This window comes from Paenibacillus sp. MABNR03, assembly GCF_050455445.1.
GTDB lineage: Bacteria > Bacillota > Bacilli > Paenibacillales > Paenibacillaceae > Paenibacillus > Paenibacillus xylanilyticus.
Genome location: NZ_JBCIYR010000004.1, coordinates 501,816 through 523,188 on the forward strand (window position 1 = coordinate 501,816; position 21,373 = coordinate 523,188).

Sequence of the window (21,373 nt, forward strand, 5' to 3'; positions counted from 1 at the left end):
AGAATTGGGTGGTTGTCGCAACCATTTACAGTATAAAATGTAGATAACATATGAAATTGGTCAAGTTAGAAGGGGCGAACGTGGAATGGCAACGATTAAGGATGTGGCAAAGCTGGCAGGTGTGGCGCTCTCGACCGCTTCCTATGCCCTGAACGGGGATAGTAAGGTCAGTGCCAAGACCAAGGCAAAAGTGCTCGAGGCAGCACGGGAACTGAATTACCGCAAAAACGGCTTTGCCATGGACCTGAAACGGAGCCGGACGAATACAATTGCGTTGATTTTGACTGATCTTTCGGGTCCGTATTACTCGGAGCTGATTCGCAGCGTTCAGGATGTGGCGCTTGCGAACGGATATGATCTGATCGCGTGCAGTTCGATGGGTGGACGTGATTCGACTGCGGTTCGTTTTTTGCGGGAAAAAAGAGTGGATGGTGCGATTATACTGGCACACAACATTCATGATGATATTCTGGTGGAATCTGCTGGACAGCGTTTCCCCATTATTGTGATGGATCGTCATCTGTCGGGTGACCATCTGGTCAACGTGTTGGTTGACGGGGAACAAGGCGGATATCTGGCTACGCGTCACCTCATTGATGAGGGGCATCGGATGATTGCCTATATTAGCGGGCCGTCCAACTCTTATGATAATGGCCTGCGTTACCAAGGATATCTGAGAGCCATGAAGGAAGCGGGACTTGAAGAGAAATCCAAATGGCGTCTGAGCGGCAATTTCGTACGTGAGGGCGGGTACAGCGCAACCAAAATGATGATTATGCAGGGCGAGCTTCCAACTGCCGTATTTTACGGGAATGATGAAATGGCCATCGGGGGCTTAAAAGCACTGGAAGAGAGCGGCATATCTGTACCGAATGACATTTCGGTCATCGGGTTTGATGACATTCAACTGTCCGAGTTTGTTCATCCTCCGCTCACTACGGTGCGCCAGCCGAAACACGAAGCCGGATCACTTGCAGGACATCTGCTGTTCCAGATGCTGAACGGTGAGGCCGTGAATCCATCCTATACGTTAACGATTGATATGGTAGAGCGTCAGTCTGTACGCTCCGTACAGGCGGAATCGGGCACACAGCCCGCGTAAGAGTTATCGGCTGCATGAGAGTGATTGATTGCTGCCGTGGCATATGGATTGCTATATGAATTGCCATATCTCAAGTCAGACATTCAATGGACCTATTGTAAATCTGGTTGGACAGGAGATGAAGGAATGGCTTTGATACAATGCCAGTTGTTCGCTGAAAGTCTTAGCTTGTCGACAGACATCACTCTCATATTGCCGGAGCATTCACCGCTCCGTGCAAGCCGGGATGGAAAACTGCCTGTACTGTATCTGCTGCACGGACGCGGTGCCGATCACTCCGAATGGACACGCCATTCTTGTATCGAACGCTATGCCGAGGCCAGAGGAATTGCGGTTGTGATGCCCTCGGCTGGACGAAGCTACTATATGGATATGCAGCAAGGCGGGTCTTATTTTACATATATAAGTGAGGAACTGCCTGCATTTGTGAAGTCCCTATTTCCGATCTCGGACCGCCGTGAAGATACCTTTGTAGCGGGCGTTTCCATGGGCGGGTATGGTGCATTCAAACTGGGTCTGCGTTTTCCGGAACGATATGCTGCGGCAGCCAGTCTGTCAGGTGGGCTCGATCTGGCGGCTAGGGTGCGTGGGCAGGGGAACTTCACTCCTGCGGAAATGCAGAGTATCTTCGGCAGCCCTGAGCGGATCGAGGGCAGCGATGATGATCTGCTGGCTGTAAGCCGCAGGCTGGCAGCAGCGGGGACGGCGTTCCCACAGCTGTATCAATGCTGCGGAACAGAAGATTTTTTGTATGAAGCCAACCAGACATTCCGCCATATGATGAAAGAACTTGATGTGCAGGTAACGTATGAGGAAGAGCCAGGAGGCCACGAGTGGAGTTATTGGGATATGAAGATCCAACGTGTCCTGGAATGGCTGCCCGTTAAAGTGTAACAAGCCAGTGGGAATGAAACCAAGGGGTTCGGAACCGGATTGGCCTGTAGAGGCCGATTTGCAGAGGAGCCCTATTCTTTTTTGGAAGATTCGAAACGTTTCGATTTATACTACATGAAGGAGTGAATGACATGACAACGATGATTAATGAACCGATCCGGCTGACTGCCGGGGAATTGAGCTTTACCTTTTTGAACAGCGGGGACCTGTATCAGGCAACATCCGGTACAACCATGCTGAACCAGCTGCTGAGCAACCAGATCGATGGATCTCTGAACAATCTGTACCTGCGCGTACACGAGGGCGAGAAAATCAGCTCTTTTCCATTGCTCGGTGCACGTTCGAACAGTAAGGTGATGACAAGCAAGACTCAACCAGGCAATCAGCTGATTTGGGAAGGCAGCGTTGCTTTGGAAGGCAACGAAGAAAGCATTGGCTACCAGGTTGTGTTCACTGCAGCGTCCCAAGGCGTCTGGTTCTGGGATGTGAAACTAAAAGGTCAGCATAACGGTGTTGATATCGTATACGGACAGGATGTGGGACTGGCTGATCCAGGTGCGGTACGCAGCAATGAGGCCTATCTGTCGCAGTACATTGACCATACCGTATTTGAAGATGGAGCGAAGGGTTACGTCGTTTGTTCCCGTCAGAACCAGCCTCAGGGCGGCGCGTTCCCTTATATGCAGCAGGGTTCTTTGACCAAAGCAGTCGGATATTCCACTGACGGCTTCCAGTTCTTCGGCCTCTCCTACAAGGAAACCAACGAACCGGAAGGACTGAGCCGTAAAACACTGGCGAATGAGACGTATCAATATGAGTTCGCCTATACGGCGCTGCAATCTGAGCTTTTGAACCTGGAAGGGGAAGCTGAAGTTGTATTCTATGGACTGGCGAAGTCCGATCATCCGGAAGGCATCTCTGCACTGGAATATGCAGATGAGGTGGCGGCGGCATGGGACGCTGTACAGCAGCTCGATGTTCAATTCGGTGAAACCCTTGAACAAGTGAAGCTTTCTTCCAGTCTGGGTGAGCCGCTTGTGGCACTGGACATGACGGAAGAAGAAATTAATCGTTTGTTCCCTGATCGACATCAGGAAGAACGCAATGAAGATTCGCTCTTATCCTTCTTCACAGGCAGTTACGAACATATCGTTCTGAAAGCGAAGGAGCTGCTGGTGGAGCGTCCACATGGTCATATTTTGATGAGCGGTGGCAACGTGAAGCTTGGAGCACAGGTCATTACGACAACGTCGTATATGTATGGTATCTTCAACTCACAGCTGGTTATTGGCAACACCAATTTTAATAAAATGATCAGTAACGCACGCAATGCGCTGAACGTGCCGAAGACTGCCGGACAACGCATCTACGTGGAGATGGAAGGCAAGTATCGTCTGCTGACCATGCCATCCCTGTTCGAAATTGGCTTCAACTATGTACGCTGGATGTACAAAACCGAATCCGATACACTCATCGTGACGAACTACACAGGGGCACATACAACTGAAGTGCGCATGAATGTGCGTTCGACAAGCGGCAAAGCCTATCGCTATCTGATCACCAACCAGATCACCATGAATGTGAACGAATACGAATATCCGCTGCATATGACGCAAGATGGTCAGACACTAATCTTCAAGGCCGATCCGCAAGCGATCAGTGCCGGAACGTATCCTGATTTGCAATATCGCATGTCTGTCGAAGGTGCTTCAGTGAACGCAGGTGACGAAACGCTGCTGGCAAGTGGTATCCGCAGTGGATCTGCTTCTCTGGTTACGCTCAGTCTGGAAGAGAGTGCGGAGTGGACACTTACGGTTCAGGGTGTACTGGAAGGTCAAGCGAATGAGGTCGGATCGACTCTTACTTTTGAAGAGGAAGTACAGGCTTATCGTGAATTTTTCGCGGGTGTGATGAACGGGTTCCGTCTGTCTCGTGGGGAAGGTCAAAGCGCTGAAGATTTGTTCAAAGTGAATGCCCTGGCTTGGTGGTATACACACAACATGCTGGTTCACTACTCCGTGCCTCACGGTTTGGAGCAGTATGGCGGCGCAGCATGGGGGACACGGGATGTATGTCAGGGTCCGGTTGAATACTTCATGGCCACGCAAAAATACGAGCAGGTACGTGACATCATCAAAATGGTCTACACACACCAATACGAAGATGACGGCAACTGGCCGCAATGGTTCATGTTTGACAAATATTTTGCCATTCAGCAGGAAGAGAGTCATGGCGATATTATCGTCTGGCCGCTGAAAGTGCTGGCGGATTATCTGACAGCAACTCGCGATTATGCGATTTTGGATGAGAAAGTGCCATACACCGTTAAACACAGCTTCGGATTCACGGAAGACACAGCGACCGTACTCGATCATGCGAAGAAAGAGATCGAATATATCCGTTCGCACTTCCTGCACGATACCTTCCTGTCTTCCTACGGTGATGGAGACTGGGATGATACACTCCAGCCGGCCAATGCACAGCTCAAGCAGTTTATGGTGAGCAGCTGGACAGTAGCTTTGACGTATCAATCCGTCAACGTGCTCTCGCAGGCCTTGAAATATAAGGATGCTTCCTTTGCAGAGGAGCTTGAAGCTCTGGCTGTTGGCATCCGCGAAGACTTTAACCGTTACATGCTGGGGACCGATGTCATTCCAGGCTTTGTGTACATGGAAGACGCAGATCAGGCGAAGCTGATGCTGCATCCGACCGATACGGAGACAGGCATCCAATACCGCCTGCTGCCTATGACACGCAGCATGATCGGTGAATTGCTCACGGCAGAACAGGCAGAATCACATTATGCACTGATTCGCGAGCAGTTCCTGTGCCCGGATGGGGTGCGCCTGATGAACCGTCCGGCTCAATACGCTGGCGGTGTGAGCAGTCACTTCAAGCGGGCAGAGCAAGCGTCCAACTTCGGACGCGAGATTGGTTTGCAGTACGTACACGCCCACATTCGTTATGTGGAGGCGATGGCGAAGCTGGGCAAGACGGATCAGGTATGGAATGGGCTGGCGATGATCAACCCGGTTGGAATCGGCGAGGTTGTGCCTAACGCTGAAATCCGCCAGGCCAATGCGTATTTCAGCAGTTCTGACGGCAAGTTCAACACGCGTTATGAGGCGCAGGAGCATTTTGACCAGCTTCGTAAAGGAACAGTACAGGTGAAGGGTGGATGGAGAATCTACTCTAGCGGCCCTGGAATCTACATGAACCAACTGATTTCGAATGCACTCGGCATTCGTCAGGAAGGTGGGGATCTGGTCATTGACCCTGTCCTGCCAGCAGAGCTGGACGGCATGCAATTCGAGTTTGAATATGCAGGAGAGCCGGTAACGTTTATCTATCATTTGAACGAAGGATCAGTTAATCGTGTAACTGTGAACGGTGAGGATATCCGCACTGAATCTACTGTGAACCGTTATCGCCAGGGCGGAGTCTGCATTTCCCTGGATGAGTTCAGACAGCTGCGTACTTCGGAACGTACCATCGTTGATATTTATATGTAATTCAACATTATATGAGCTCGATGTTTGATTAAAACGAAAGGTCATCCTCCTTCACAGGCAGGATGGCCTTTTTTTCATAATTTTATAGATGATGATTACCCCCAAGAGTATTACTGATCATTGGTTATCAGCGCAGTGGTACCGCGAGCAGCGTATGCAGAAGTGAATTGTAACGCATATGCTTCGTAACGTAACCGTGGTCCTCCAGCCAGCCGCACAGCTCGTCCAACAGGGGGAAGTGGCGTTCCCTTATGGCACGCAGCTGCAGGGTGTCTCCTGCCGTCTCAGCTTGTCTTATATACTCTTCCTGGTGTGCAGCGTCCACAAACATGAGATCCGTTAGACAGATCCGTCCTCGTACGGTTAAAACTCTTTGCATTTCCTGCAGCGCCAGCTGCTGCTGATCTGGACTCAGATGATGGAAGGCGAAGCTGGATACGAGAAAGTCAAAGGTTTGATCGGCAAAAGGCAGTGCGAGGAAGTTCCCCAGCTTCACATGCATCTTGGGATATTTGGTGCGGCATGTGCGCAGCATCTCTCTCGACTGGTCAATCCCGGTCATGGTGGCACCACGTTCCAATAACTTGCCCGCCAGATTGCCAGTGCCTGTCCCAATATCCAGTCCTTGTTCACGAGGAGCAGGGGATATCCAATGTGCTGTCTGTTCCAGTGCCTCGTCATAGTTGTGATACAGGTAAAAGGAAGACGGAGCCTCCTTGGTTGCCGGGCCTTCTCCGGCGTTCGTGGATTCGTTGTAAGGCATGCTACCTGCTTCCTCCGGGTCATGCCCAGCGGTCATGCCGTCTGCCGCCTGCACCCGCTCATCATGAATCGCTGCCTGGGTATCATAATTCCAACGGTCATGCCAGTTCTGGCGTGCTTCCCGCAGGCGGCGGGAACTGTCTGCAAGCTCATGCAGATGACTTACGTCCAGCGGCCCATCCTGACGGTTGAGATCAATCATGCGCTGGGTTGTATCCAGCATGCGTTTCAGTTCAATCCACTGGGCATACATGACGGCTTGCTGCAGCTCCAGATACTCTTCCAGCCGCTGCTGATTGCCTTGGTCAATCTCTCCGAGCGCATGAGTAATATCCTGAAGCGACATGCCGATCTCACGCAGTGCGGCGATGGTTTGCAGCCGCCAAATGTCATTCTCCGTGTAGCTCCGGTATCCGTTACCGGCCTGTTTGGAAGGGAGAATCAACCCTTTTTCCTCATAAAAGCGAATAGCCCTGGGGGATATGCCAAGCCTGCCTGCCGCCTCTTTAATATTCAAGAACCCAACCTCCTTCAATCATTATCATCAGTATAAACGATGACGTTACGTAAAGGTTAAGAGGGAATACCCGATTTTAGTTCGGGCTCAGGGCTGTGCTACAATGTAGTCAAAAGAAAAAAATGCGCATAGGTTCGTTCAAGCTGCAAGCCATGTCATGCGCTAAGATAATGTGATAACTGCACGAAAGGTTGAAATGTGATGCTTACCCGTCAAACGTATAAGATTCGACCATCCGAGATGAAGGATGCACCCCAGCTGATGGAGATGGATGCTCTGGTGTGGGATATACATACCTCCCCCGCGCCGTTTCACTGGAAGTCGAGACAGCAATTTTTACAGCATTGTCCGCCCGGCAGCCAACTGGTGGCCGTAGAGGGAGAGCGGGTCTGCGGTTATGTGGGCTTTTATCCGGCTACGGGAATGCCTGTCAATCGTCATGTCTATGAGATCAATATTGCTGTTCATCCCAATGATCGGCGCAGTGGCGTGGCAACGTCCTTAATGCATGCGATGAAAGAACATGCTCGTGAACAAGGGATTCACAAGCTGCGGCTCCGCGTTCTGTCGAGCAATCCGGGAGCGATTGCGTTTTATACACAGTGCGGGTTTGAGACAGAGGGCCGACTGGTGTCGGAATTTTATATCGCAGGGAAATATGTAGACGATATTCTCATGAGTTATTTTATCCGGACTGAACGATAGTCCAGGGACAAAGGAGGAACAACGATGGACATGGGGCTTCGGGGTAAAAAAGCGCTGGTGCTTGCATCCAGTCAGGGACTGGGCAAGGCGGTGGCAGCACAGCTGGCCGCTGAAGGCGCAGACGTGATGCTTGCGAGTCGAAACGAGGAGAAGCTTGCAGCCGTAAAGCAAGAGCTGCTGGAACTGAATGGTGGAGGACAGATTGAATACTGTGTAACGGATGTTACACGCAAGGAAGACATTAGCTCGCTAATAGATCGGACAGGAGAGCTGTTCGGGCAGATTGATATTCTCGTGAACAACTCGGGTGGTCCCCCTTCGGGCACATTCGAATCCCTTACGGATGAGGATTGGGAACGGGCATTTGAGTTAAATGTCATGAGCTACGTACGCATGATTCGGGGTGCGCTTCCTTATATGAAGGCTAATGGCGGACATATTGTGAATATTGCTTCAACTTCGGTGAAGCAGCCCATTCCCGGGCTGATTCTGTCCAATACGTTCCGCACCGGAGTCTTTGGTCTGGCGAAGACGTTGTCACAGGAGCTGGCGCCTTATGGCATTTTAATCAATACGGTAGCGCCCGGACGAATTGGTACGGACCGGATACGTGAACTAGACTCAGCGCGGGCAGAGCAGAATGGAATCAGTGAGGAAGAGGTAGCGGAGCAGTTCCGGAAGGAAATTCCGCTGGGACGGTACGGCCAGCCCGAGGAATTCGCCAAAGCAGTGGTGTTTCTTTTGTCCGGTGCCAATACGTATATTACCGGTACTTCTCTAGTGGTAGATGGCGGTATGGTACGAGCTCTATAGGGCGAAAGCTATTTCATCTGAATGGAATCTGATATGCGATCTGAATAGACCTAAAACCCTCTGCTACACCATATGGTGAAGACAGAGGGTTTTTGATTGGAAGCATACAATCCAGCTGGTACTTCCAACTAGGAAGGATCCGTGCTGCTTGTGCTGGTTGATTGGTCGGAGCTGCCCGAGTCGGACTGGGCTCCGGATTCATCGCCACGTTTGGCCCGGTAACCATTCCGTCCTTCCGGCAGAACCCCGTTCACCAAGTCAGTCACACGCTCGTTCAGGCCGGTTGTTCGCTTATCGTACTGGGTTTGCGTGATTTCTCCATCAGACAGCCGCTGCTGCAGCTCGCTCTTTCCGGCAGCGACAAGTTTGTCGATGACGGTCTGCACGTTCACATTTTTGCTGGCAGCGATCTCGGCAATGGTGCTTCCTGCTTTACGGGCTTCCTTCAGCTCGTCTGCTGTTACGCCGAGGGCAGAGGCCAGTTCGTCCGAATATCGGCCAAGTCCATGTCCCTTTTTGCCGTCTGTGGATTTCGATGTATGTGAATTCGTTGCGGAGTTGCTGGCGTTCTTGGTCTGAGCAGAAGTGCCTGCAGCCGGATCGGCATGAGCGAGGTTGTTGGCAAGCAATCCTCCGCCAAGTGCGATCGTCAAAGCCATCGTGCTGGTCATCATCATTGTCCTTGAAGTTCTGCTTCTCTTCATCAGCGATCATCCTTCTTTCTCAGTATGGTAGGTGTGGATACTGGACCCACAACGTTATCGTAGGCAACCAGGATGAAGAGAGGCTGAAAGAGACCTTAAGGTGCAGTAAAATAAATAGGGTGCCCAACCAAAGATGTCTCTCTCCCGCAAGAAGAGTAGCTTCTTACGGGAGAGAGACATCCATTGTGTGTAACATTATGTATGCGGGTTAACGCAATAGTTCCCATTCATGCTGCAGCATGCCGTATACGGCATGATTGACATATCCCTTGGGCAATTTCTCTGCCTGGCGGATTACGCCTTCAAGAACAAATCCAAGACGCTCAGGGATGGCCCGGCTGCGCTTGTTATTGGTGGCCGAACGAATCTCGACCCGGTTCAGATCCAGGGTGACCAGAGCATGATCAACCAGAACACGGCAAGCACTGGTCATTAAGCCTTGACCCTCGAAGCCTTTTCCAAGCCAGTATCCGATACTTACCGAACGGTTGGTCCAGTTGATCTCGTGAAAGCCGATAATGCCAGCGAGATCACCCTTCAGCCAGACACCTGCGGTGAAGCCTCCGTTTTCAGCGCCCTGCTTCAGCGCGTTGCTAATGAAGTTTGAGGTGTGTTCTACCTCCGTTACATGATCCACCCATGGCAGCCAGTGTCTCAGTTGATCGCGCGAGCGATCCGTGAGTTCGAACAGAGGCTTGGTGTGCTCCATGGAGAGTGGACGGAGCTCGGTATATTCATCCAATGAATAGGTAAACATGAGTGCAACCTTCTTTCTTTATAATTAGTGGTTTAGCGGGAGGCTGGAGGCAGTTTGCGCTCCAGTGCAAACAAATCTTCTTCCATGGAGGCCATACGCTGATTCACGGTGGTACGGGCGTCACGGACTGCCTGATTATATATGTAGGGAGCGAGCTCCGTCATAAACAGATCCAGCACCCCCCAAGCCGCCAGGTCGCCAAGTTCTTCGCCGCGTTCCTCTTCGAAATACGATTGAATGGTACGGATGGCTTCATCCTGCTGTTCTTTGGTCAGTTTGAGCGTGTTCAATGGGAATCCCTCCCTTTATTTTGTTTTTACTATCATGCTACATGATTCGCGCGAACCCGTCAAAATGGTTTTTGGCCTATCTTGTGTGCAGGCAATCCGGACTTTGGTGCCGTTCTTTATTGAACTCGTCCCTCGTTAAAGGTATATTTAGATGAAACACTTTGTAATTTCTGAAAGCACCAATCAATTCATGAAAGGTTTGATACCTGTGGACAATCGTACAACCCCTCCTAACTTTATCAAAAATATTATCACCGAAGATCTCCGGTCAGGAAAAGTCCAGGAAGTCATTACCCGTTTTCCTCCGGAACCGAACGGTTATCTGCATATTGGCCACGCCAAGGCCATCTGGATCAACTTCACGCTGGGCGCTGAATTCGGCGGTAAAACGAACCTGCGTTTTGATGACACGAATCCGGTCAAGGAAGATGTGGAATACGTGCAATCTATTCAGGAGGATGTCAAATGGCTCGGCTTCGAGTGGAACGAGAAACGTTTTGCCTCCGACTATTTTGACGAGATGTACAACCGTGCTGTCCTGCTGATCCAAAAAGGAAAGGCCTATGTCGACGACCAAAGCGCCGACAAAATTCGGGAAATGCGTGGTACGCTGACAGAACCGGGCAAGAACAGCCCGTACCGAGATCGTACCGTTGAGGAGAACCTCGACCTGTTCGCACGGATGCGCGCAGGTGAATTCCAGAACGGAGAAAAAGTGCTGCGTGCGAAGATTGATATGGCTTCGCCTAATATCAACCTGCGTGATCCGGTAATCTACCGTATCGCTCATGCGCACCACCATAACACAGGTGACAAATGGTGCATCTATCCGATGTATGCCTTCGCTCATCCGCTGGAAGATGCCATCGAAGGTGTAACGCATTCCCTGTGTTCCCTGGAATTTGAGGACCAACGCCCATTCTATGACTGGGTCATTGCCGAATGCGAGATGGAGAGCCAACCTCATCAATATGAATTTGGCCGCCTGAATCTGTCCCAGATGGTAACCAGCAAACGGAAGCTGAAACTGCTCGTGGACGAAGGACATGTGGATGGATGGGATGATCCGCGCATGCCAACGATCTCGGGTCTCCGTCGCCGGGGGTATACACCGGAAGCGATTCGTGATTTTGTATTCGAGACAGGCATTTCGAAGAGCCAAGGGGTTATCGACCTGCAAACGCTGGAGCACTTTGTACGTGAAGACTTGAAACTGAAAGCTCCGCGCACGATGGCGGTTCTGCATCCGCTGAAAGTGGTCATCACCAACTACCCTGAAGGAGAAGTGGAGTGGCTGGAAGCGGAGAACAATGTGGAAAATCCGGAAATGGGCAATCGTCAAATTCCATTCTCCCGTGAGATTTACATTGAGCAAGACGACTTCATGGAAAATCCGCCGAACAAATACTTCCGTTTGTTCCCTGGCAATGAAGTTCGCCTGAAGCATGCGTACTTTATCAAATGCAACGATGTCATTAAGGATGCGGAAGGCAATGTGGTCGAGATTCACTGCACGTATGATCCGGAGACGAAGAGCGGCAGTGGCTTCACGGGTCGTAAAGTCAAAGGTACGATCCACTGGGTAGAAGCGAGCCAAGCCGTACCTGCTGAGTTCCGTTTGTACGAGCCTTTGATCTCGGCAGAAGCACCGGAAGCAGATGCAGAGGCGGAAGTAGCTGGGGCTGAAGTCGTGGAAGAGCAACCGGAAAAAACGTTCCTGGATCAATTGAATCCGAACTCCCTTGAGATTGTCCACGGATACGTGGAGCAAGAGATGAAGGAAGCGAAGGCACAGGATAAATTCCAGTTCTTCCGTCATGGATATTTCAGCGTGGATCCGAAGCATTCCGAGCCAGGCCGCCCTGTATTCAACCGGGTCGTGTCCCTGAAAAGCTCGTTCCAACTGCCGAAGGCATAAGGTACAAACAGAGGTAGAACAATAGGTAAAGTAAAAGGTTTAAGGTCAGGCTACAAGTTAGAGCTATAAACGTAAAAGGCGTCTCCGGGGCAACAAGCCAATGGAGACGCCTTTCTCTCTACTACTATTCTTAATCCTTTGTTGGAATGTTTGAACTTCTTATATACACCATAACGGAGAGGGCAGAACAAAACTGGAGAAGCGAAGCGTTCGCGTTTATCCTCGGATTTTTTCAGTATATAACCAATTCATAAAAACTTGGGGATAACAGCGATCGAAAGATTGTTCTGTCCTTGTAGTGCTCCAGTGTAAATCTTTCAACTTTTGCCAACAAAACATTATCCATCCTCATCCATGCTGCCCATCTCGGTTAGTACAACAGGCTGGTAACCGTTTCTGCGGTTGATCAACCACATCACTCCAAAGCCGACTGCGCCGATGAGTGAGAAAAAGACGCCAATGTTATACATGACCTCGGCACCAAAGCTCTGGAATAACCAGCCGCCGAACAAGCCGGCAATGACACCGGATATGCCGCCCCAGGCCATCGTATACACTGCTTGACCAGAGGAACGATAGGGCCTTGGGATAAACAGCATGGTCAGCTGGGTGCCCACATAGAAGTACCCACCAAACGTAATCGAGTGCATCAGCTGGATAAATACAATCTGCAGCGGGTTAACGGCCTCAGCCATCAGCTGCCAGCGGACAGCGAACAGCAGGCTGACGAGTACGAGACTTGCAAGCAGCATGCTCATTTTTCGTTTCAGAAAGCGATCCAGCAGCAGGAAGACACCTACTTCGAGAATGGATGACGTGAAGATGGCCCACCCGACCATCTGTTTATTGCCACCCATCTCTGTAATGTAGAGCGACATAAATGTACTGTTCATCGCATTAGGTACCGACACCAGCACACCTAGCGCAATAAACGTCATAAAGTACGGATTGAACATCACCCTGCCAAAGCGGCGGAACGTGACCACTGGGGTATCCGAAGCAATGGGCTGCCTTGGCAGAAACATGGCAAACGCAAAGGCGATGGCAATCATGCAGGCAAAGACAATCGATACACTGCCCACGCCCAAGCGGTCAATAAGTGGTCCGGCAGCCGCAGCAGTCAGAGCCCAACCGAGTGAGCCCCACAACCGGAAGGTGCCGAATTTCTGGGTGGTCCCATCGATGTACCCGAGAATGAGACTGTTGGTCTGGGCAAACAGCGGACTTTGGAAGAAATAAAAGAAAATCATGGCTCCATAGATCCAGGCATATGTCGGTGCATGAAAGACGGCTTGGGCAAGCACAAATGTGCCTCCCATCATCATCATAAGAATAATACGAATATTGCGGGATTTGTCGCTCCAGAAGCCCCAGAACGGATTGGCGAACAGGGATACAAATGGACCGATTGCCATCAGACTGCCGATTTCCAGCTTGGTCATGCCGATTTCCTGCAGGTACAGTTGAAGAAAACCAGCGAAGATGGAGATGGCTCCGTAAATGAAAAAGTTATATAGTTTCAGCGAGACCAAAGAGGCATTGCCTCTTCCGGGTGCATATCTGTCCAATAGAGCCATTCCTTTCAGAATCAATATTCTTCAATGTATCATTTGTTGAAAGGGGATTCAATGTATAGAATAAGTTTATTATATGAGAACCGGAAGGGATGATTACCGTGAACATGAAGGAATGGACCGGCATTATACTGGCAGGCGGCCTGTCCAGCCGGATGGGCACCAACAAGGCGCTGCTCCCTCTGCATGGTTCCATTGTTCTGGAGCATGTGGCCGCAGCTATGGCTCCTGCAGTATCCCGGGTCATTATTGCTGCTGGGCCCAATGCAGCTGTTTATCATGAGCTCGGTTATACCTGTGTTCAGGATCGTTACCCGGAAAAGGGCCCGCTGGCCGGGCTGCATGCAGCCCTAGAAGCATCGGAGACCGAATGGAATCTGGTCTGTGCTTGTGACCTGCCTCTGATCCAGCCCGCCTTTTTTACCGCCCTGCAATGGCTGGCTGAATCGGACCAGAAGCATCCGGCGATTGTGCCGCGCTTGGAAGGATGGGTTCATCCACTGGTGGGCATTTATCATACGCGCGTACTTCCCAGCCTCGAACAGTGCTTGGTCGAAGACCGTTTGCGGGTCACCCGTTGGCTGGAGGAGATTGGGGGTAGGTATGTCGACGGAGAGGATCTGGAAAAGGCAGGCGTCCAGGATGCAGCAGGCCAGTTAAGCAATATGAACACCATGCAGGAGTATCATAACCTGGTGGGCAACCGTCCGCCGATCATGTGATCGATGATGCATCCGGATTTAAGTATAGAATGCCGTCATAAACCGTCTTGGCCTTGAGGGTGTCCCGTTACGGTTTAAGGCGGTTATTTGTTGTCATTTAAACAGGTTTTTGGCTGTCTGCGCCAGCAGCTGCATTCCACGCTCCATCTCCTCAGGCGAAGCATACGCGTAGGACAGCCGAAGATGGTCCGCATCCAGGCGGTCATACAGATAACCCGGATGAATGAGCACGCCATCCCGGAGACAGGCATGAAACAGCTGGCGAATCGAAAGAGAGCCAGCTGTGAACCGGAGCCAGATGTAAAAGCCGCCGGCTGGTTTATTCCACTCGGCAATTTCCGTGAAATAACGTTTCAGAAGCTCAAGCATGAAGTCTCTGCGACGGCGAAGCTCAGGCCGCAGACAGTCCATGTGCCGGGTGTGGTACCCTTCCGCAAACCATAACGCTGCGGCTTCCTGAGCCAGGGAGCTGGTACCATAGTCTGTCTGCATCTTGATATCAGCCAGGCGACGAATAACCGGCTCTGGCCCAACCAGCCATCCAAGACGCAGGCCAGGACTGACAGCTTTGGATAGTGTGCCCATATGAAGCACGCGTCCATCCAGATCCCGCGCCTTAAGCGATTGCGGCGGAGGCTCGTCCAGCCACAAATCCGTGTAGGCGGCATCCTCCAGAATGGAAATGCCTTCGGCATGGGCTGTAGATATCAGCTCGTTTCGGCGAGTGTCACTCATGACAGAGCCTGTCGGATTATGGAAGCTTGGAATGGTATAGAGCAGCGACGAGGTGTGACTCTGAGGAAGTCCGTTTCGTAGAGTGTCCTTCAGACGCTGAATGTGTAATCCACCCGCATCCATGGGAATGCCATTCATTTTGATTCCGGCAGATTGAAACGCATGAATGGAGTAGAGGTAGGAGGGCTTCTCCAGCAGAACAGCCGATCCGCGGGGAAGCAGACCGACCGATATCAAATGCAGTGCCTGAAGCGAACCCGAGACGATAAGAATGGCACTTGGAGACGCCTGAATGCCACAGGTCAGTAGATAGTCAGACAAAGCCTCGCGAAGTTCGAGACTGCCTTGGGGCTCAAGGTAGTTTAGTGTACGTGAGCGCCTGGACAAGGAACGAAGAATTTCCTTGAAGGCGTCCTCGGGCATCAGTTCAGGCGCAAGTTCTCCGGTTCCCAGTCGAATGATGCCATGCTGGAACTCAGCTCGGTTAATGAGCTGCACTTCAGGCAGGTTGGGATAATACCAGCCTTCCTGAATGGCTTCGTTCCAGTCCGGTGCGGCTCCATGGGCAAGTGCATGCCAACCGGAGCCGGATACATACGTTCCGCCGCCGTGTTTGCCCTCAATCATGCCTGCGGCTGCCAGGTTGTCCATGGCAGTAACCAGTGTGCTGCGATTTACTCCCATAGATTGTGCCAATGCTCGCTGCGAGGGAAGGCGGTAGCCCGCTGTCCACTCTCCAGTCGTTATCTTTTGACTGATATATAATTCGATCTGGCGATACAGGGGCAAGGATTGTGCCGGGTCAGGTTTCCAATCGATGCCTTGCCGTGGATCGGAATGATTCATGCCGAGTTTGCCTCCAGTTTGTTTGGGTAATTGAAGCTTCTTGCTTCTGTATCGAACACTATATCATTTGGTTGGGTTCTATGCCATCCAATTGGTTGGTCACACCGGAATTCATCTCACCTATTATGGAGACAGATATAAGGGGGATGAACAATGAGTGTGTTTATTCATGCCGTGGTACTGGCGTTTGGCCTGATCCTGCCACTTGGTGTGCAAAATGTTTTTATTTTTAACCAGGGGATGAGTCAGCGAAGTTTAATGCGTGCGCTTCCGGCGGTAGTGACAGCAGGGATCAGCGATACGCTGTTAATTGGAGCGGCAGTGGGAGGGATATCCCTCATATTGCTCCAGTGGCCGCTGCTGGCAGGTGTGTTGTATGCAGGAGGGGCTGCGTTTCTGCTATATATGGCATGGAATATTTGGAGGTCATCCGGGGCAGCAAATGGTTCGTTAACCGCGCTGTCTGCAGGACGTCAGATTGCCTTCGCCGCTTCCGTATCCTTGCTTAACCCGCATGCGCTGCTGGACACGGTAGCTGTAATCGGTACCAGCTCGCTTCAGTATGAAGGGATGGATCGGGTCACCTTTGCCATAACAGCAGCAGCGGTTTCGTGGATATGGTTTCTCGTACTGGCAAGTGCCGGAAGGCTGATTGGGAGAACGGATCGTACCGGACGTATTAGTCTGGTCTTCAATCGGTTATCCGCAGGGGTAATGGTTGTAATGGCGTGCATGATGTTATGGAAGCTGATTCATATGTAATTGTCTAAAGGTGCAGTAGTCTAAAAAACAAAACAATCCCCGCACGGTAAATGTGCGGGGATTAGCCAAGTTATAGATGAAGTTGAGCTAATAACATGGAGATTAATATTTATTAAGATTCTGTCTTCAGAATCATGGATTCTATAAAGACTTTCAGTTCCTCACTCACATTGTTCAACTGGTCAATGACCTCGCTAAATTCCGTTACGAGCTCGGCTTGCTGGGTACTGGACTGGGAGATGGAGGTGATCTCCTGTTCCATCTGACGGATCGAATGCTGTACATCCTTGAGGGAACGTTCGATATTTACGGTAGCTTCCTTTGTCCCGGTGGAAAGTTTGCGCACTTCGGATGCCACCACCCCGAACCCGGCGCCTGCTTCACCCGCTCTTGCCGCTTCAATGGCCGCGTTTAGACCCAATAGATTGGTTTGCTCAGAGACTTCCCGGATAAACGAGGCGACTTTATTGACCTCGGTTGCATTTTGTACAGCAACTCGGGTGTTGTCCAGAATTTGAGAAGAGGAAGCGGTCAACTCCTCAGATTGGGCGGCTACAGTCTGGACCATGTCGGTCAATCTGCCACTGATGCTGCTGATCAATTCAGTGAAATGTTCTAGATGCTCTTCATTTTTTAGAGAGAAGCCGATGGCCAGGGCACCGACAATATTACCCGCCTCATCTCGCAGAGGAGTAGCTGTAGAATTGAGGGCGGTCCCATAATGATGGGCTTCGATACGATTGGCTGAAGTTTCGCCATTAATCAGGGCACGGCGCAGTGTAGGATCCTCAAGTGAGACAGGATCCCCAGCCTTGATACCGAGGTCAAGATCCTCGCTGGGCACATAATACCAGAATTTCTCGGTGTCCGTTACAGCGATCATCAGATTATGTTCCTTAAGCATGATTTTAAAATAAGGGCTTGCTGCAACGAGTGCTTCAACAATGCTCATTCCGTCAACTCCTGTGTGCGGCATATTTTAATTGGTTTTTTTTGACTATACATCGTCCAGATCAGGTGGATCGTGAAGATCCAGAGGGAATATGTATTCATTCTTATTGTAACAATTTCAGTAGTAGAAAGGTAAAAATAAGTGCTCAATTAAGCCATCTCATGTGATAATTTCATGAAAAAAGCTGCGAAGGATATCTCCTCCGCAGCTTATAAACGAAATAGTATGGCTTACACAACGCTTTTTACGCTTATTTGCATAAATCCGCACCCACGATGGTGCCTAAAAAACGGCTACCCGCCGATCTGGGACATGCGCCGTACGGTTGGGGTATGGCTTTGCATCTTTTGCTCCAGCGCCAGGGCCATTTCATGGTTCTTCGGCTTCGTGCCGAGTGCCTTGAGGAAAAGGGCTGCCATGGCATCCGGATCATCAACGTAGCGGCGGACATTGTATTCATCCGACCAGTACAGACAGGCTTTGATATGTCCGTCTGCCGTCAGGCGAAGCCGGTTGCAGTTATCACAGAAGTGATCACTTACCGGGTGAATCAGGCCGAAGGTTCCCTGCGAACCAACAATCTTCATGTTACGGGAAGGGCCGTTCCCCGCCGGGCCTGATGTGCTCTCTACTGTCCAGCCAGCCTCTGCACATGCATCGGTGACAGTTTCCAGCGGCAGATATGATTTGCGCCATGAATCCGAAGCATGTCCGATAGGCATGTATTCAATAAAACGCACATGCAGCGGTTGATCGATCGTCATGGCAATGAAATCCTTGATCTCATCATCATTGATGCCTTTCATGAGTACGACGTTCAACTTGATTGGCGCAAGTCCAACCGCCGTTGCAGCTTCGATCCCTTTGAGCACCTTGTTGACATCTCCACCACGAGTAATCATGGAGAATCGGTCCGCATGAAGGGAATCGAGACTGATGTTAATACGGTTCAGCCCAGCATCTTTCAGTGCCTGAGCCTGTTTATCCAGCAGCAGCGCATTGGTAGTCAGCGCAATATCCTCAATTCCGTCGATAGCCGAGATCATGCCAACGAGCTTGTGCAGATCCTTGCGTACCAAAGGTTCACCACCAGTCAGGCGCACCTTGCGCATCCCCATCGGGGCGAGCACCTTGAGTACCTGAGTGATTTCTTCATAACTCATAATTTCATCATGCGGGGCGAACTCCATGCCTTCAGCTGGCATGCAGTACACACAACGCAAATTACAGCGGTCCGTAACAGAAATACGGATATAGTCATGTATCCTGCCAAAAGAATCCTGGAGCATCTCCATGCAGACCACCCTTTCATTGATTCGGATTGGAAAAACTTCTATAAAATGAACGATACGACAATGTCGAAATTCAAAAGGAACAGTTGCATCAAATTTTAGCCATTTCTCCAATCCGCGTCAACGATGACGTCAGATGACAGCCATTTTTTCGGGATGAGTCAACTGGAATTGGCCCACAAGCTGCTGCAGGAAAACAGTAATGACCTCCACGTTATGGGATGATTGCTGAACATGCATCATGTCGCTGAGCAGTGCCATCATCTCGGCCTCCACCTCTGCGGACGTGGAGCGGTTTTTATGGCTGATGGCAGCAATACTTTCCATGAGCATCACGACCCGATCCACAACCTGAGTCCTCTGCGGATCCTCGGCTGTTGCCTTTTGCAGAAGCTGTGCAGCGGCTTGCACAAGGGTGCTGCCTTCAGCCAGAACCTGATCTCCTTCATGGATGGAGCGGGCAGCAGCTCCCGCTGCAGCTGTGATATTATCCAGAATCTGATGAATGTCCTCGGTAGAGGAACGGGACAGCTCAGCCAGTTTGCGAATCTCACCGGCAACGACTGCGAAGCCGCGGCCATGTTCTCCTACATGTGCTGCTTCAATGGACGCATTCAGCGCAAGGAGGTTGGTTTGAGCAGAAATCTCATCAATTGCCGCCAGTGCACGGTAAATGTCCTGCATGGTATCCATAAAGGACAAAATCGTACGGTTGGTATCTGTGACTGTTCCTGAGATCTGATTCATTTTGTCGCCAATGCGTTCCACTTCCTGACGCGCCACCACAATCTGTTCGGTGGCGGAGGTCTCCAACTGCTGCAGCGTATGCCGCATATGGTCGGCAGCCAGCTTGGCCTGATCCAGATCCTCCAGTTGTTCGCGTATGCCGTGGATCATGGAGCCGAGCTTGTGGTTTACACGTTCGGTGGTAACTTGGGTTGTCTCGGTGGAAGTGCGCATCTGATACTGATTGTTCATCACATCCACGGTGGCAACCTGAACCTTGAGCATGATGCCTTCGAGCGAATCAATCATGTTGTTGATCCATTTCGCGAGCTCACCTGATTCGTCCTGGGCAAAAGCAGACATGTCCAGACGCTGTGTCAGATCGCCCTGACCTTCCGCATTGATTCGTATAAACCTGCTGATGCGCCTCAAGTCCTCATGGACGCGTTGGTAGTGTCTCCGTTGCAGCTGATCTGCGATGAACAAGCCAAAAATGATATTGAATGCCGCTATGGCTGCTGCACTCCATGCGCTGCCTGAAAGTGCATACACGAGACCTGCTCCCCCAATGCCTGACAAACCGATGAACAGGCTGTGCAGCTTGAACTGACGCCAGCCGATACTGCGTATCCGGTACACTTCCTCCAGATCGCCTTCGCACATCATGCCCCAACGATCCGGACAGTGGGGAAGCTGGAAGGTGATTCCTTTGCCAATTACGGAAATATGGCGGTAATCGGAGTAACCCGGATAGGCAGCAAACAGGTTCGACCCGTTGCGGATGGTGTTCGCTACACCCGGATGCAGCTCGCCGGTGGAAGGGTCGGTAAACATCAGTTCCAGCTCGGTATGCTCTTTGACGGATACAATCCCCCATTCGGTAGTAACGCCATCCTTGAGATTTTCGCCATGTGTAAATGTACGATCCTCGAAGCGACTGCGGGACAAAGCCGTTCCGGGTTGCAGCTGTGGCCGCAGTTTCGATTCAGCCATAAAGAGATAGTTGTCCCCCGAATCAGGATAGATGTGTCCGGATTCCCGTTGAATCAAGTCCCCCAGTACATCATTGGGGATACGGCAGCACAGTGAACCGATGTAACGTCCTTCCTGTACGATAGGTTCAATGAACATCAGGGTGACATCATCGTGAAAAGAGGAGGAGCGCCGCCCAATGTCCAGTGTTAACGGATCTGAATAGGGGCCATATAGACATCGTTTCCCGTTCATATCCGTTTTGGAATACTGTAACCCTGGTCCAATTAAAACTTCGTTATCTTCATAGATCTGTCCAACATGTTTTTTATATGTAGAAAATACAACCTGATTCTGCTCATCGAGCATAAAAATTTCCGTACTATCTGCTGCCCGGATGTACGCAGCTTTGAACCATACATCCCATTTGTTTCTATTCTGCGCTACATGTTCTGCATCCAGCGGTCCAGCCGATTTGACCTGATGCAGTAAACGATCCATATGACTCCATTGCTCATCGGCCCAATCCATCAGAAGCTGCTGCCTCGTATCGGCAATCCCCTCAAAAATCTGCTCCACATCACCCTTGATATGTGCGTTCAACCGATACGACCGCCATAACGGCCACCCTTTTTTCCATCCAAGCCAATCAAACATGCAGACCACCCCGATCTTTGAAGTTGAAAGCTTTTGCATAGCCCTTTCTTAGAAACGATATGGATTCTGTAATTTCTAAAAGACGGTGTATTCCTGTCTTTTCCATATAGAACGTTATACAAGAAAAACGACAAGAATACGAGGGTATATGTCATATTTTC

Annotated in this window: 17 protein-coding genes; 8 read left to right on the forward strand and 9 right to left on the reverse strand. The window is 50.7% G+C overall.

Annotation, left to right across the window (positions count from 1 at the left end; genetic code table 11):
- Positions 1-85: 85 nt before the first annotated feature.
- From AAIH57_RS21945 to AAIH57_RS21955, 3 genes are all read left to right on the forward strand, one after another.
- Positions 86-1,102, forward strand: coding sequence for a LacI family DNA-binding transcriptional regulator (locus tag AAIH57_RS21945; RefSeq protein ID WP_175396718.1), 1,017 nt, complete (start codon positions 86-88; stop codon positions 1,100-1,102).
- Positions 1,103-1,228: 126 nt separating this feature from the next.
- Positions 1,229-1,996 carry an alpha/beta hydrolase gene (locus AAIH57_RS21950; RefSeq protein WP_430022991.1) on the forward strand — a complete coding sequence of 256 codons (768 nt, stop codon included), beginning with the start codon at positions 1,229-1,231 and terminating at the stop codon, positions 1,994-1,996.
- Between the two features lie 131 nt (positions 1,997-2,127).
- Positions 2,128-5,508: a GH36-type glycosyl hydrolase domain-containing protein gene (locus AAIH57_RS21955; protein ID WP_430022992.1), complete on the forward strand. Its 3,381-nt coding sequence runs from the start codon at positions 2,128-2,130 to the stop codon at positions 5,506-5,508.
- A gap of 127 nt (positions 5,509-5,635) precedes the next feature.
- Here the strand turns inward: AAIH57_RS21955 and AAIH57_RS21960 are convergent, their stop codons facing one another.
- Complete coding sequence (locus AAIH57_RS21960) at positions 5,636-6,787, reverse strand: MerR family transcriptional regulator (RefSeq protein ID WP_430022993.1); 1,152 nt, start codon at positions 6,785-6,787, stop codon at positions 5,636-5,638.
- Positions 6,788-6,988: 201 nt separating this feature from the next.
- On the opposite strand from AAIH57_RS21960, the gene AAIH57_RS21965 reads away from it, so the two are divergent.
- Together AAIH57_RS21965 and AAIH57_RS21970 are read left to right on the forward strand one after the other, a co-directional pair.
- Positions 6,989-7,492 (forward strand): GNAT family N-acetyltransferase, encoded by a 504-nt coding sequence (locus AAIH57_RS21965; RefSeq protein WP_175396714.1) that lies wholly within the window; start codon positions 6,989-6,991, stop codon positions 7,490-7,492.
- A gap of 24 nt (positions 7,493-7,516) precedes the next feature.
- Positions 7,517-8,305, forward strand: a complete 789-nt coding sequence (locus tag AAIH57_RS21970) for an SDR family oxidoreductase (protein WP_175396713.1) — start codon at positions 7,517-7,519, stop codon at positions 8,303-8,305.
- Between the two features lie 128 nt (positions 8,306-8,433).
- On the opposite strand, the gene AAIH57_RS21975 is transcribed toward AAIH57_RS21970, so the two are convergent.
- From AAIH57_RS21975 to AAIH57_RS21985, 3 genes are all read right to left on the reverse strand, one after another.
- Positions 8,434-9,009 carry a hypothetical protein gene (locus AAIH57_RS21975; protein WP_430022994.1) on the reverse strand — a complete coding sequence of 192 codons (576 nt, stop codon included), beginning with the start codon at positions 9,007-9,009 and terminating at the stop codon, positions 8,434-8,436.
- A gap of 208 nt (positions 9,010-9,217) precedes the next feature.
- Positions 9,218-9,766, reverse strand: a complete 549-nt coding sequence (locus AAIH57_RS21980) for a GNAT family N-acetyltransferase (protein WP_175396711.1) — start codon at positions 9,764-9,766, stop codon at positions 9,218-9,220.
- Between the two features lie 32 nt (positions 9,767-9,798).
- Positions 9,799-10,056 carry a DUF2164 domain-containing protein gene (locus AAIH57_RS21985; protein WP_175396710.1) on the reverse strand — a complete coding sequence of 86 codons (258 nt, stop codon included), beginning with the start codon at positions 10,054-10,056 and terminating at the stop codon, positions 9,799-9,801.
- 190 nt (positions 10,057-10,246) lie between these two features.
- On the opposite strand from AAIH57_RS21985, the gene AAIH57_RS21990 reads away from it, so the two are divergent.
- Positions 10,247-11,974 (forward strand): glutamine--tRNA ligase/YqeY domain fusion protein, encoded by a 1,728-nt coding sequence (locus AAIH57_RS21990; protein WP_175397063.1) that lies wholly within the window; start codon positions 10,247-10,249, stop codon positions 11,972-11,974.
- A 338-nt stretch (positions 11,975-12,312) separates the two neighbouring features.
- Here the strand turns inward: AAIH57_RS21990 and AAIH57_RS21995 are convergent, their stop codons facing one another.
- Complete coding sequence (locus AAIH57_RS21995) at positions 12,313-13,551, reverse strand: MFS transporter (protein ID WP_175396709.1); 1,239 nt, start codon at positions 13,549-13,551, stop codon at positions 12,313-12,315.
- Between the two features lie 89 nt (positions 13,552-13,640).
- On the opposite strand from AAIH57_RS21995, the gene mobA reads away from it, so the two are divergent.
- On the forward strand, positions 13,641-14,270 hold the full coding sequence (mobA, locus tag AAIH57_RS22000; protein ID WP_175396708.1) for a molybdenum cofactor guanylyltransferase: 630 nt from the start codon (positions 13,641-13,643) through the stop codon (positions 14,268-14,270).
- A 93-nt stretch (positions 14,271-14,363) separates the two neighbouring features.
- Here the strand turns inward: mobA and AAIH57_RS22005 are convergent, their stop codons facing one another.
- Complete coding sequence (locus tag AAIH57_RS22005) at positions 14,364-15,851, reverse strand: PLP-dependent aminotransferase family protein (protein WP_430022995.1); 1,488 nt, start codon at positions 15,849-15,851, stop codon at positions 14,364-14,366.
- Between the two features lie 153 nt (positions 15,852-16,004).
- Between AAIH57_RS22005 and AAIH57_RS22010 the strand changes: the two genes are divergently transcribed.
- The gene (locus AAIH57_RS22010; RefSeq protein WP_430022996.1) at positions 16,005-16,613 is read left to right on the forward strand and encodes a LysE/ArgO family amino acid transporter; all 609 of its coding nucleotides are present in this window, start codon (positions 16,005-16,007) and stop codon (positions 16,611-16,613) included.
- Between the two features lie 112 nt (positions 16,614-16,725).
- On the opposite strand, the gene AAIH57_RS22015 is transcribed toward AAIH57_RS22010, so the two are convergent.
- The 3 genes from AAIH57_RS22015 to AAIH57_RS22025 all read right to left on the reverse strand — a co-directional run bounded on the left by AAIH57_RS22015 (position 16,726) and on the right by AAIH57_RS22025 (position 21,212).
- Positions 16,726-17,565: a methyl-accepting chemotaxis protein gene (locus tag AAIH57_RS22015; protein ID WP_430022997.1), complete on the reverse strand. Its 840-nt coding sequence runs from the start codon at positions 17,563-17,565 to the stop codon at positions 16,726-16,728.
- 293 nt (positions 17,566-17,858) lie between these two features.
- Positions 17,859-18,860 (reverse strand): GTP 3',8-cyclase MoaA, encoded by a 1,002-nt coding sequence (moaA, locus tag AAIH57_RS22020; RefSeq protein WP_175396704.1) that lies wholly within the window; start codon positions 18,858-18,860, stop codon positions 17,859-17,861.
- A gap of 129 nt (positions 18,861-18,989) precedes the next feature.
- On the reverse strand, positions 18,990-21,212 hold the full coding sequence (locus AAIH57_RS22025) for a methyl-accepting chemotaxis protein (RefSeq protein WP_430022998.1): 2,223 nt from the start codon (positions 21,210-21,212) through the stop codon (positions 18,990-18,992).
- Positions 21,213-21,373: the final 161 nt, after the last annotated feature.